Source organism: Mesorhizobium sp. BAC0120, from assembly GCF_033542235.1.
Taxonomy (GTDB): Bacteria; Pseudomonadota; Alphaproteobacteria; order Rhizobiales; family Rhizobiaceae; genus JAWRCU01.
Genome location: NZ_JAWRCU010000005.1, coordinates 463,996 through 476,375, shown reverse-complemented (window position 1 = coordinate 476,375; position 12,380 = coordinate 463,996). Strand labels below are relative to the sequence as shown.

Annotated in this window: 9 protein-coding genes, 1 tRNA gene and 1 pseudogene; 8 read left to right on the top strand and 3 right to left on the bottom strand. The window is 60.9% G+C overall.

The genetic code is table 11. The features are described 5' to 3' along the window. Positions 1 to 47 precede the first annotated feature (47 nt). The 4 genes from SAZ10_RS15180 to glpK all read left to right on the top strand — a co-directional run bounded on the left by SAZ10_RS15180 (position 48) and on the right by glpK (position 5,497). Entirely contained in the window at positions 48 to 1,148 is a 1,101-nt protein-coding gene (locus tag SAZ10_RS15180) for a helix-turn-helix transcriptional regulator (protein ID WP_318610081.1), read from the top strand. Positions 1,149 to 1,497: 349 nt separating this feature from the next. Beyond that, positions 1,498 to 2,265, top strand: a complete 768-nt coding sequence (locus SAZ10_RS15175) for a DeoR/GlpR family DNA-binding transcription regulator (RefSeq protein ID WP_318610080.1) — start codon at positions 1,498 to 1,500, stop codon at positions 2,263 to 2,265. 129 nt (positions 2,266 to 2,394) lie between these two features. Next, positions 2,395 to 3,921 (top strand): glycerol-3-phosphate dehydrogenase, encoded by a 1,527-nt coding sequence (gene glpD, locus SAZ10_RS15170; protein WP_318610079.1) that lies wholly within the window; start codon positions 2,395 to 2,397, stop codon positions 3,919 to 3,921. An 88-nt stretch (positions 3,922 to 4,009) separates the two neighbouring features. Then, positions 4,010 to 5,497, top strand: a complete 1,488-nt coding sequence (glpK, locus tag SAZ10_RS15165; protein ID WP_318610078.1) for a glycerol kinase GlpK — start codon at positions 4,010 to 4,012, stop codon at positions 5,495 to 5,497. A gap of 214 nt (positions 5,498 to 5,711) precedes the next feature. Here glpK and SAZ10_RS15160 read toward each other — a convergent pair whose 3' ends face one another. Together SAZ10_RS15160 and SAZ10_RS15155 are read right to left on the bottom strand one after the other, a co-directional pair. Continuing rightward, positions 5,712 to 6,068: a hypothetical protein gene (locus tag SAZ10_RS15160; RefSeq protein ID WP_318610077.1), complete on the bottom strand. Its 357-nt coding sequence runs from the start codon at positions 6,066 to 6,068 to the stop codon at positions 5,712 to 5,714. 571 nt (positions 6,069 to 6,639) lie between these two features. Further along, positions 6,640 to 7,092 (bottom strand): BA14K family protein, encoded by a 453-nt coding sequence (locus SAZ10_RS15155; protein ID WP_318610076.1) that lies wholly within the window; start codon positions 7,090 to 7,092, stop codon positions 6,640 to 6,642. A gap of 321 nt (positions 7,093 to 7,413) precedes the next feature. On the opposite strand from SAZ10_RS15155, the gene SAZ10_RS15150 reads away from it, so the two are divergent. Next, positions 7,414 to 7,489, top strand: a tRNA-Lys gene (locus SAZ10_RS15150). 45 nt (positions 7,490 to 7,534) lie between these two features. On the opposite strand, the pseudogene SAZ10_RS15145 reads toward SAZ10_RS15150, so the two are convergent. Then, positions 7,535 to 7,825, bottom strand: a pseudogene (locus tag SAZ10_RS15145) (IS481 family transposase); the annotation flags it as partial. A gap of 489 nt (positions 7,826 to 8,314) precedes the next feature. On the opposite strand from SAZ10_RS15145, the gene SAZ10_RS15140 reads away from it, so the two are divergent. The 3 genes from SAZ10_RS15140 (at position 8,315) to SAZ10_RS15130 (ending at position 12,328) form a co-directional block, all read left to right on the top strand. Further along, entirely contained in the window at positions 8,315 to 8,971 is a 657-nt protein-coding gene (locus SAZ10_RS15140; RefSeq protein WP_318610074.1) for an OB-fold-containig protein, read from the top strand. Positions 8,972 to 8,985: 14 nt separating this feature from the next. Next, entirely contained in the window at positions 8,986 to 10,695 is a 1,710-nt protein-coding gene (locus SAZ10_RS15135; RefSeq protein ID WP_318610073.1) for a flotillin family protein, read from the top strand. Positions 10,696 to 10,813: 118 nt separating this feature from the next. Next, positions 10,814 to 12,328, top strand: a complete 1,515-nt coding sequence (locus tag SAZ10_RS15130) for a malonyl-CoA synthase (RefSeq protein ID WP_318610072.1) — start codon at positions 10,814 to 10,816, stop codon at positions 12,326 to 12,328. Positions 12,329 to 12,380 lie beyond the last annotated feature (52 nt).

The following is a 12,380-nucleotide window of genomic DNA, read 5'->3' as shown; positions in this document are numbered from 1 at the left end:
AAGTTCAATCGATTAGACGGCGCGGTTTCCAGGAGAGCCGGTCTGCGATGCATGGGGACGATGCGCTTATCGATCTCATCTACGGCGCCTTGCTCGGCGAGACGTCCTGGCAGGATTTCCTTGGCAAGCTGAGCAGGACATTGCCCGGCGGCGGCAGCACTCTGTTCTTCCACGATGCCAATCGGCGGAAGGGCGCTTTCTCGCTTTCGGGCGGTATCGAACCAAGCGCACTCGATGCCTACGCCAGCTATTTTTCCAGCATCAATCCGTGGATGACCAAGGCGGCGGTGCGACCGGTCGGGCGCGGTGTCGTCGCCGAACAGATGCTACCGAGAGCAGAGTTCGTTCGCACCGAATATTATAATGATTTCGCCAGGAAGAATGGCATGGAAAGTGCGGTCGGGGTGACGATCATCCGCGACCGGGGTGTCTCGTTCATGCTGAGCACGGTGACGTCTCGTGCCGATCCCGATTCCAATATGGCCGAAGCCGAGCGGCTGACCCGGCTTGCCCCCCACCTCAGGCGGACTTTCGAATATTATAGCCGGGCTCCGCATGACCGGACCGTCACGGACGTGGCCGAAGCAGCATTGTCAGTGCTTGACATCGGGCTGTTGATGTTGGGCGACGGGGGGCGGGTGAGGACAATGACACCCGCGGCGGCGCGAATGATGGAGGAAGGGGTCGGACTGAGCGTCTCCGCGACAGGAAAGTTGCGTAGTTCGAAGGCAGCCGTCGACGAAGTCATCACCGCGATGACGGATCGTACGCTCGAGCGGCCTCACGTCAGCGATGTGGTCGCCGCGGGCAGCCGCGGGCCGGTGCGCCTGACCTTCATCCGCGTCGGCAAGGACAAGGCCGCGGCTTTCTTCGAGGGGCCGACCGTCCTTGTCCTGATCGATCCAGCGCATCCTCCACGCTCGAATGCGCAGGCGGTCGGCCCTGCATTCGACCTGACGGCTGCCGAGCATCGTATCTTTGCCGGAATCGCTGCCGGCCAAACGCTGCGTGAGATCGCTGACAACGCTGGAATTTCATACCAGACTGCGCGCGTCCAGCTGAGGCGTGTCTTCACCAAAACGGGCGTCAATCGCCAGGCCGATCTCGTTCGATTGGCGGAGAGATTCGGGTTTGCGCTGGCGTCATGACATATCGGCCGACCCGATGAGGGGCCGCACCGCCTTGGCGACTAATCAAGCCAACCGGCAAGTGTCTGTCTTGGCGGAGGCTTGCTTCAGCTGCTTGCTGGCTGGCTCATGCAATTGGTCAGCTAGTCCGCCATGGACCCAGACCTTGCCTGACGAACTATGATGGCCAGTGTAGCCACAGGAGTGGGTTTCGTCTGTTCAATGTGTCTTCCGTTTTCGTGAAGGGCGCGGAACGAACGCGCCCATCGGCCGAAAGTACCGGAATCCAGCTGGGCTACCTTCCATTCCAAGCTTCTCTTGGTTTTCGTTTTGCTCTATAAGGCGCGAAAACGAAAACCAGGGGCCTCACATGTTTCTGTCGCCGCGGCATTCGCAGATCATTCAGATGGCGAAGGATAATGGGCGCGTGCTGGTCGACGATCTTGCCGCACATTTCGATGTAACGCCGCAGACGATCCGCAAGGATCTCAATGATCTCTGCGAGCAGCGACTGCTGACGCGCATCCACGGCGGGGCGCTGTTCCCCTCCGGCATCGAGAACATGGAATATGAATCACGGCGCAAGATCGCAGCCGAAGAGAAGAGGGCGATCGGCCGTGCCGCCGCCCGGCTGATCCCCGACAATGCCTCCCTCTTCATCAATATCGGCACCACGACCGAAGCGGTCAGCGAGGCGTTGCTCGACCATAACGGGCTCATGGTCATTACCAATAACATCAATGTTGCCAACAGGATGCGGGTTCTTCCTAGCTTCGAGGTCGTGATCGCCGGCGGGGTTGTGCGCGGCTCTGATGGGGGCATCGTCGGCGAGGCTGCTGTCGACTTCATCAAACAGTTCAAGGTCGACTACGCCGTGATCGGCGTTTCCGCGATTGACCACGATGGTGCGCTGCTCGACTTCGACTTCCGCGAAGTGAAGGTGGCGCAGGCAATCATCGCCAATGCCAGACAAGTGATCCTTGTCTCTGATTCCACAAAGTTCGAGCGCACCGCACCTGTGCGCATCGGCCATCTCAGCCAGGTCGATACCTTCATTACTGACCGCTGCGACATCGCTACCGTGAGGCGGATTTGCCTGGACAACGAAGTGGAACTGATCGAGACCGCAGCCAAGTAGCACGCCTGAAGGCATGAGCCCGGCCAGATTCGAATTTCGTTTGACATTCGATATGCGTTCGAAATAATTCCGAGCGGCTTTCGACTGACTACGATAATTCTGCAGTGCGAAGGCGCGGGAGGCGCCCCAGTGGATCAGTCCACGATCCATGACATTTTCATCATAGGCGGCGGCATCAATGGCTGCGGAATCGCTCGTGATGCAGCCGGCCGTGGCTTTTCGGTTTATCTCGCCGAGATGGACGACCTGGCGAGCGGCACCTCGTCTGGTTCGACCAAGCTGATTCACGGCGGGCTGCGCTATCTCGAACACTACGAGTTTCGGCTGGTGCGGGAGGCGCTGAAGGAGCGCGAAGTGCTGTGGCGGATGGCGCCGCACATCATCTGGCCTTTGCGTTTCGTGCTGCCTTATGCCGAGGGGCTGCGGCCTGCCTGGCTGCTCAGGCTCGGCCTTTTCCTCTACGATCACATCGGCGGCCGCAAACTCCTGCCTAAGACCAGGACGCTCGACATGAGCGAAGACCCAGCCGGGAAGCCGCTGAAACCGCTTTTCTCGAAGGCTTTCGAGTATTCGGATTGCTGGGTGAACGATGCGCGCCTGGTCGTGCTCAATGCGCGCGATGCGGCCGACCGCGGAGCAGTCATTCGTACTCGCGCCAAGGTTGTCAGCGCCCGGACGGAGGGCGATCATTGGCTTGTGGACGTCGAAGACGTCTGGAGCGGCGAGATCGAGCAGGTGCGCGCGCGCATGATCGTGAATGCAGCCGGCCCTTGGGTCGATCATGTGCTAGCGGGCGCGCTCGGTCACGACCACGTGCACAATGTCCGCCTGGTCAGGGGCAGCCATATCGTCGTGCCGAAGAAATTCGAAGATCCGCGCGCCTATTTCTTCCAGAACAAAGACGGGCGCATCATCTTCGCTATTCCTTACGAGGACGATTTCACGCTCGTCGGCACGACCGACCAGGACTATGACGGCGATCCGACGAAGGTCGTCATCAGCGAGGCCGAGATCCGCTATCTCTGCGATGCGGCGAGCGAGTATTTCTCCAATCCAGTGCGGCCTGACGACATCGTCTGGACCTATTCCGGCGTGCGCCCGCTCTATGACGACGGCGCCTCGAAGGCGCAGGAGGCGACGCGCGATTATGTGCTGAAGGTCGATACGCGCGGCGGCATGCCGCTCGTCAACATATTCGGTGGCAAGATCACGACCTATCGCCGACTTTCCGAGCAGATGCTGGAGAAGATCGAGGACCTTCTCGGGCGAAGGGGCAGGCCGTGGACTGCGCATGCCGCGCTGCCGGGCGGCGATTTTTCGGTAACCGGATTCGAGGAAGAGGTCGGCGGCCTCAAGCGCTCTTATCCTTTTCTCGACATGAAACTCGCGCGCCGGCTTGCCCGGCTGTATGGCACAAAGGCGCGGGTGCTGCTCGGGCTCGCCAAGTCGGAGGCGGATCTCGGCCGGCGCTTTGGAGCGGATCTCTACGAGGCGGAGGTCCGCTATCTCATGGCGCATGAATGGGCGGCGACCGCGGAGGATGTGCTGTGGCGGCGCACTAAGCGCGGCTTGCGGCTCAACCGGCAGGAGGCCGCAGGTCTCGATGAGTTCATGACTGCTTTGAGGGCGGACCCGCACAGCGCGGCAGCGGAATAGATGGTCGGCATAGCCTGGGAGGAGGCGTGATTCAACTTTGGGCGAACGCCACTCCGGCCGTCCTTTTTTGCATGATGAGAGGGGAAATATGAGTGGTTTCATCCTGGCAATCGACCAGGGTACGACGTCGAGCCGTGCGATCATCTTCGATCAGTCAATGAAGGTGGTCGGAACCGGCCAAAAGGAATTCAGACAGCACTTTCCCGCGTCCGGCTGGGTCGAGCACGATCCCGAGGACATCTGGCAGAGCGTGGTGACGACCTGCAAGCAGGCGCTGAGGGTTGCGCATCTCTCAGCCTCCGACATTGCGGCTATCGGGATTACGAACCAGCGCGAGACGGTCGTCATCTGGGACAAGGTGACCGGCAAACCGATCCACAACGCCATCGTCTGGCAAGACCGGCGCACCTCTGCGCTCTGCCAGAAGCTCAGGAAACAGGGGCTGGAGCGAAAGTTCTCGCAAAAGACCGGCCTGCTGCTCGACCCTTACTTCTCCGGCACGAAGATCGCCTGGCTGCTCGACCGAGTGAAGGGCGCACGCAAGCGTGCCGCAAGCGGAGAGCTCATCGCCGGCACGATCGACAGCTTCCTGATCTGGCGGCTCACGGGCGGCAAGGTCCATGCGACCGATGCCACCAATGCATCGCGCACGCTGGTCTACAATATCGTCCGCAACGAATGGGATGCCGAATTGCTGGACATCCTGCGCATACCGGCTACGCTGCTGCCGGAAGTGAAAGATTGCGCGGCCGATTTCGGCTTCACCGAAAAATCGTTATTCGGAGCGGAAATCCCGATCCTGGGCGTCGCCGGCGATCAGCAGGCGGCCACCATCGGCCAAGCCTGCTTCCTGCCGGGCATGATGAAATCGACCTACGGCACCGGTTGCTTCGCGCTGCTCAATACCGGCGCCGACCTCGTGCGCTCGAAAAACCGACTGCTCAGCACCATCGCCTATCGGCTCGACGGCAAGACGACCTATGCGCTCGAAGGCTCGATCTTCGTGGCGGGTGCCGCCGTGCAGTGGTTGCGCGACGGGATCAAGGTCATAGGCAAGGCCGAGCACAGCGGCGAGCTCGCGGCCGAGGCGGACGAGAGCCAGGCCGTCTACCTGGTGCCAGCTTTCGTCGGGCTCGGCGCTCCGCACTGGGATGCCGAGGCGCGCGGCGCGATCTATGGTCTTACCCGCAACTCCGGCCCGGCCGAGTTCGCGCGTGCCGCGCTGGAATCGGTCGCCTTTCAGACGAGGGACCTCCTCGACGCGATGAAAAAGGATTGGAAAGTCGCGTCCGCGAAGACGGTGCTGCGCGTCGACGGCGGCATGGTTGCATCGGACTGGACCATGCAGCGGCTCGCCGACATTCTCGATGCGCCGGTCGACCGGCCGGCGATTCTCGAGACGACGGCACTGGGCGCCGCCTGGCTCGCCGGCTCGCGGGCAGGCGTGTGGCCGAAGGCGCAGGATTTCGCGAAATCCTGGTCGCTCGAACGCCGCTTCAAGCCGGCGATGGACGAGGTCACGCGCAAGCGCAAGCTAGCGGGCTGGCACGAGGCGGTGCGGCGAACGTTGATGTGAGAAAGCAGCGAATAGGGAATAGCGAATAGCGAGTAGGGGAATATCTAGCAACTATTCGCTATTCGCTATTCCCCCCTAGTCTTAGCTATACGGCAATGCGCTGCTTCCTGTGCGGAGAAACGATAGCGCCCGCGCCGTTGTTCGCCCCACAACCCGTCGGGGATCTTGCTTCCGGCGCGGACGCAACCTTAGGCGTTGTCGCCAGTTTTACCTGTCAGTTTGAGAAATACAGGCTTATCCCTGGGCGGTGGTGATAGCGGTAGTGGGGACGATAGTAGTCGTCATAATAGTGGCGGCGGTGCCACTCCTGCCGCATTGCCCAGCGGTTCGCTTGGCGAGCCCGCCACGCATGCCGCCTTTCCCACCGATCCCGGCGGAGGTGATGCCGGTACTGCCAGTACCCGTCACGCCATTCCCGCCTGTATTGGACCTTCTGAACATCCATCGACGATTTCGCCTGCACGGATGGCGACACATAGACCGGCGCCGCGTTTGCCGGCCCACCGCTCGCGATTGCGAACGATGCTGCCAAGGCTGTGGCCATCAGGCCGGATAGGACCATCTTCTTCATCGTTAGCCTCCTTCAACTTGGAGTAATCGTTGTGGCAACGCCCTCCAGCGAAGATTGGTTCCGATGTTAAGTTCACTCATTGTTGGAAGCGGAAAACAGCCGAGAGCCGGCAGAGGAGCATGGCCCGGGCGAATTATCAAAAGTAACGCGAGGCCATAAGTCATTGATTAAAATGGAAATTGCCATTCCGAACTTTGCTCAGATGTGAAAATACGGCGAACTTCGACAGGTCGGACCAGGATCGAACAGAACGGCACTCGGAGCCGCGCCCGGACTGGCGATTGGGGATAGATGGATGGACGCTGCAACTTTCAGGTGCCGCACGCCCGCGCAGTTGTTCGCGCGTGGCCTTGCTTCAAGACGGAGGTTGCGTCGGGAACGTACCGCAGAAAACTTGGTCTCGCTGCAAGGCACCGATTATTGGACTCCGCGAGAACGGCCGATAGCCGGCGCAGAGCTTTGGCTCAGGTCGGAGAAGGACCGAACGGAAACTGGCGGACCCGCGCCAGGGTTGGCGCGGTTCATTAGAGATACATGACCAGACCTCAACCTGTTGCCGAGGCACGCACCCTCACATGTAAGGTGAGACGCACTCTTTGCGCGGGCCACGCGGCGGCGAATAGGTGTTGTCGGCCGGGCGGTAGGTTTGGAAGTGGGCCATGCACCAGTCGACGTGTGCCCTGGAGAGTGGCGCCCTCCTGATCGAGCCCGTCGTAGTGCGGTCGGGGAATGCCGCAGCCGGGAACCACCATCCCTCATGCTCGATATACCCCTCGCGCTTATAACGATAACCGCGATACCCGTTGTAATATGCAATGTCTCCTTGCAGCTGGATGTCCTTGGGGGCGGCGCCGAAGATCGGCGGCAAGGCTTTCCAATTCTGCTCGTACTGGACCATTGTAAGGTCGGTTACCGCCGTTGCTGGTTGCGGCATTGAAAGAGGAGCCGCGTTGAGGGGCAGCGCGGATGCAGCTGCGAATGACGCGGCGAGCGACGCCGCAACGAGACCTGACAAAGGCTTCATTATCATTCTCCTCACGTATGGTGGTCGTCGGTCCGATTGCGGCAACGTGCCGCAAAACAAGGGAGTTCCGTCACTTCTGGATCACGTCCGCTTGCTTGGGAATTGAACGGGTTGGCAGGCTACGCCGACGGAATGCGTCGGCCGACGGATCGAGGGCGGCGCGATCCGGCCGGCTGGGACAGCCATGGGAGGAGCGGACAAGAGAAGGCGATGTTTCTCCGCGGCAAATAGAGGCTGGATGGCTTTGGATTTGCGGTTGACCGGATGAACCTCTCTCCCTATGTTCCGCGCCAATTTCGGGGGCGGCCTTTTCGCCCGCGGGAGCGCATAGCTCAGCCGGTAGAGCAACTGACTTTTAATCAGTAGGTCCTGGGTTCGAGTCCCAGTGCGCTCACCACACCGGACATGTGTCCGACCCGGAGACATGGGTAACAGTTTGTACCTAAGACGTGGGTGACAACCTCGTGCCGAACGGGTTGTCGATGGTCTGCAAGGTCCTCTGTTCCAAGTCGATATATCCGAGATCATAGTGCATGAAGGAGACGAGCCAAATGCCGTCGTCGACTTCCTTGATGCCGAGCCTCTGACCGGCGAGCACGGTGGAGATGTTGATCTTCTTTCGATGCATGCAGATGCGGCCGCAGGCGGTGACGAGAATGTCGCGATCGAGGAACCGGTATTCCAGTTCGGGAAGGCCCTCGTAGGCTCTTGACGAGAGCGTGTAGACGGCGGCCGCCTTCACAGATTGATTTCCAAGAGGTCGTCTTTCGGCGCCGCTCTTCTGCAGGTTGCCGGCCGACATCATGCCCGGCCTCAATGGCCGAGTCAGCTAGAGCCGCAGCTTTAATGGCCTCGAGACCACTAAATCGAAGCGTTCGCTAAGACGCGGCTCCTTTACCGCGCCCCAGCAGCGCTCGCTCGGCGAAAGCGGCAAGCAAGTAACCTGATGCAGCCGCCGCGCAGCTCAGTTTGCCTATTGGCGAATCAGTATCGAAGTATCGCTGCTTTGCATTAGACACGGCTCATAGAAAAATTTTGGGGAAAACCTCTTATAGAGTGTAAAAGGGTAGCTCTACATTCTTATACATGATTGTCTTTCATCCTGCCGTCCTCATGGTTTTTAAAGACGTGTTTGACGTCCGGCGGGCGATCGTCGGAACGCAGATGCGGCGCTTGGTCAGTTCTTGAAGTCCAATTCTCAGTTCCGATGGCGGTATCTCCGATGACTCTTCTCGAGCACTTCATGGCGCCGGAAGCCCAGCCGTTCGCGGTTGCGGCGGTGATGATCCTCGTCATCGGCCTGACCGAAGTGGCCACTATGCTGGTCGGCTTTTCGCTCAGCGAGCTGGTCGGCAAGGCCATTGACTTCGACAGCCATCCCGATCACGGCCTGCTCAACGTGATCTCGTGGCTCAACGTTGGTGGCGTTCCGCTGCTGATCTTCGTGCTCTTGTTCCTTGGCATGTTCGCGATGTCGGGTTTCGTGATCCAGGAGGCGGCGTGGAGCCTCGGCGGGCCGTTGCCGGCGTTCGTCGCCGCGCCGCTCGCATTCCTCGCTGCACTCCCCCTCGTCCGCTGGTCGACCGATCTTGTCGGCGGGATCATCCCGCAAGACGAGAGCTACGCGGTCGAGCTCACCGACCTGGTGGGCCGGATTGGCGAAGTCGTGGTCGGTCCGCTCGACCATGGCCTTCCCGGCCGCGTGCGATTGAAGGACGTTCACGGCAACGTGCACTTCGTGTCGGCCTCGGCCGCTCCTGAATCGGACCCCTTGCCGCAAGGCGCAACGGTGCTGCTCGTCGATCGGGAAGATACGCGCTTCGTTGCGATTGGCGCTCCAGTCGATCTCGCTTCAAGTACGGTTTCCGGCAACAGCTGAATTGGGGGGCTCCCATGTTCAATATTGCAATACCCGCCCTGGTGGGCGTGCTGCTCATCGTCGTCATCGGCATCGTATTCACAACACTCTACCGGCGCTCGACGCGCGACGAGGCCTTCGTGCGAACAGGGCTCGGGGGCAAGAAGGTCATTCTCGACGGCGGCGCTGTCGTGCTGCCGATCTTCCACTCGACCGCACGCGTGAACCTGAAGACGCTGCGCCTGCAGGTCGAGCGCAGCAAGCAGGATTCGCTGATCACGAAGGATCGCCTGCGCGTCGACATTGGCGCCGAGTTCTATGTACGGGTGCGGCCGGATGCCGAGAGCATCGCGCTGGCCGCACAGACGTTGGGTGACCTCACCAACGACGCCGAGAAGCTCAGGCAGCAGGTCGAGGCGAAGTTCGTCGACGGCTTGCGCTCGGTTGCCGCGACCATGGGGATTCTCGAGCTGCAGGAAAAGCGCAGCGATTTCGTGAAGCACGTCCAGCTGGCTGTCGAGTCCGACGTGAAGTCGAACGGTCTGGAGCTGGAGTCGGTATCGCTGACAAAGCTGGACCAGACCGACCTCGGTTTCTTCAACCCCGAGAATTTCTTCGATGCCGAAGGCCTGACCAGCCTGAAGAGGATCACCGAGTCGCGCAAGCAGGAGCGCAATGCGATCATCCGTGACAACGAGGTGGCGATCGCACAGAAGGACCTCGAGGCCCGGCAGCAGACGCTGTCGATCGAGCGCGAGAAGAAGGAGGCCGAGCTCAGCCAGGAACGCGACATCGCCAACAAAACCGCGAGCACGCGTGCCGAGGTGGCGCAAGCCCAGCAGACGGCCAAGCTGATGGAGGAGGGTGCCCGGATCGAGACCGAGCAGAAGGTGGCGCAGAAGCAGGCCGCCGCGAAGCAGATCGAGCAAACCGCGGTGATTGAATCCGACCTTGCCGTCAACAAGCGTCGCACCGACGCAGATCGCGAGTTTCAGATTGCGACGCAGGAGAACGAGATCGCGATTGCCAACAAGAGCCGCGAGCAGTCCGACGCGATCGCCGAGGCCAAGGCGGCCGAAGCGCTTGCCGTGGCGGCCGAGGAGAAGGTCGTGACCGCCGGTGCCGTGGAGATTGCCGACCGCGACCGCCAGACTGCCGTGCTCGCGGCTCGCAAGGAGGCCGAGAAGAAGTCGACCGAGGTCGTCGTCGCGGCCGAGGCCGAGAAGAGGGCGTCTCTCGACAAGTCCGAAGCAATCCGCACGCTGGCAGCGGCCGAGGCCGAGGCCAACAAGATCAAGGCCCAGGGCGTGCGCGACATGGGCGAGGCCGAGGCTGCCGTCACGACGTTGAACAACGAGGCCCGCAACAAGCTCGGCGAGAACTTCATCAATTTCGAGCTCGGCAAGAAGCGCCTGGAGACCATCCCGGCCGCGATCGCCGAGGCCGTCAAGCCGATCGCAAGCATAAGGGACATTCGGATTCTCAACACCGGCGGAATGCTAGGGAACGGCACCGACGGATCTGGTGGGCTCGGCTTCGGTGACGGCATCGCGGGCCAACTCCTGAAGCTGCAGGCAATGCGTCCGATCGTCGAAGAGATCCTGCGCCAGGGTGGCTATACGCCCGGCGCAGACCCGCTCACGACATTGCTCGAAGGCGCTACCGGCCGACACGTCGTCAATGGCGCGGCGGTCAATCGGGTAGGACAGGGGGCAGAAATCGAGGCGGAACTCGAAAACCAATAGGGTTGTACACGCGAGATTTCCGCGGCCCGGCAATGCGAAGTGGTGTGCGGCGCCCTTTACTATTACCTGGAGTAACGGGATTACAGGCAAGCACGAAACCCCCACCCCACGGAAGATAATGTCGCATAACCTCTTCTCGCAGATTCAGTCCCAGATTACCGATCTGGATGCGCCTTTCATGCGAACCGCGGAAGGCAGGGCCATCAACTATGGTGAACTGTTCGCGCTCTCGGGACGTTATGCCAATGTCCTGCGCAACAAGGGGGTCGTGATTGGAGATCGCGTCGCGGCCCAGGTCGAAAAGTCGCCTGAGGCGATCGTTCTCTACCTTGCATGTCTTCGTGTCGGTGCAGCGTTCCTGCCGCTCAATACGGCCTACACGCCGGCCGAACTCGAATACTTCATCGGCGATGCGGCACCGCACATCTTCATCTGCGATCCTGCCAAATACGCAGAGCTCAGTCCGCTTTGCGAGAAGCTCGGCGTTGCGTCGCTCATCACGCTCGGCGCGAAACAGGACGGCACGCTGCCGGAACTGGCAATGCAGGTGGCCGACACCTATTCGACCGCCGCCGTCGAGGCGAGCGACCTGGCGGCGATGCTGTACACGTCCGGCACGACGGGCCGTTCCAAGGGCGCGATGCTGACGCACTCCAACCTGTCTTCGAACGCTCGAACCCTCGTCGAGTATTGGCAATTCTCGAAAGAGGACGTGCTGCTGCACGCACTGCCCATCTTTCACACCCACGGGCTGTTCGTCGCCACGAACGTCATCCTGTTCGCAGGCGCGTCGATGATCTTCCTGCCCAAGTTCAGTGTCGAGGCGATCCGCAAGGAACTGCCGAATGCGACGACGCTCATGGGCGTGCCGACCTTCTATACGCGATTGGTGAAGGAGCCTTGGCTCAACCGGGAAAACACCAACCATATACGGCTCTTCATTTCCGGCTCGGCGCCATTGCTTGCCGAGACGCACCGCCAGTGGACGAGCCGCACTGGTCATCACATCCTCGAGCGCTACGGCATGACCGAGACGAACATGATCACGTCGAACCCCTATGACGGCGAGCGCGTTCCAGGCTCGGTCGGATTCCCGCTGCCCGGCGTCAGCGTACGCATCACCAATCTGGAGACGGGAGAGGTGTTGCCCGCCAACGAAGTTGGCATGATCGAGGTGAAAGGCCCGAACGTCTTCAAGGGCTATTGGCGAATGCCTGACAAGACGCGTGCCGAGTTCCGTGATGACGGCTATTTCATCACCGGGGACCTCGGGATCGTGGACGATCGCAACTATGTGTCGATTGTCGGCCGCAACAAGGATCTCGTCATTACCGGCGGCTACAATGTGTACCCGAAGGAGATCGAGACCGAGATCGACGGACTGGAAGGTGTCACCGAGAGCGCCGTGATCGGCCTGCCGCATGCCGATTTCGGGGAGGCGGTCACGGCCGTCGTGGTTCTGGAGGCCGGTGCGTCCGTTACTGAGGACATGGTTCTGCAGGCGCTCGACTGCCGCCTTGCGAAATACAAATTGCCCAAGAGGGTGGTGTTCGATTCGGACTTGCCGAGGAACACGATGGGGAAGGTGCTGAGGGCCGACCTCCGCAACAAATACGGGAATCTCTACAAATAGGCCTTTCAGGGTCACCGGTGCGGGCTCTGGCACGAGCCCGCATGTTCTTTGT

What these genes read in the sequence shown, in the direction of transcription:
- SAZ10_RS15180 (WP_318610081.1), top strand. Translation starts at nt 48, where the DNA reads ATGCATGGGGACGATGCGCTTATCGATCTCATCTACGGCGCCTTGCTC.
- SAZ10_RS15175 (WP_318610080.1), top strand. Translation starts at nt 1,498, where the DNA reads ATGTTTCTGTCGCCGCGGCATTCGCAGATCATTCAGATGGCGAAGGAT.
- glpK (WP_318610078.1), top strand. Translation starts at nt 4,010, where the DNA reads ATGAGTGGTTTCATCCTGGCAATCGACCAGGGTACGACGTCGAGCCGT.
- SAZ10_RS15160 (WP_318610077.1), bottom strand. Translation starts at nt 6,068, where the DNA reads ATGAAGAAGATGGTCCTATCCGGCCTGATGGCCACAGCCTTGGCAGCA.
- SAZ10_RS15155 (WP_318610076.1), bottom strand. Translation starts at nt 7,092, where the DNA reads ATGAAGCCTTTGTCAGGTCTCGTTGCGGCGTCGCTCGCCGCGTCATTC.
- SAZ10_RS15140 (WP_318610074.1), top strand. Translation starts at nt 8,315, where the DNA reads ATGACTCTTCTCGAGCACTTCATGGCGCCGGAAGCCCAGCCGTTCGCG.
- SAZ10_RS15135 (WP_318610073.1), top strand. Translation starts at nt 8,986, where the DNA reads ATGTTCAATATTGCAATACCCGCCCTGGTGGGCGTGCTGCTCATCGTC.
- SAZ10_RS15130 (WP_318610072.1), top strand. Translation starts at nt 10,814, where the DNA reads ATGTCGCATAACCTCTTCTCGCAGATTCAGTCCCAGATTACCGATCTG.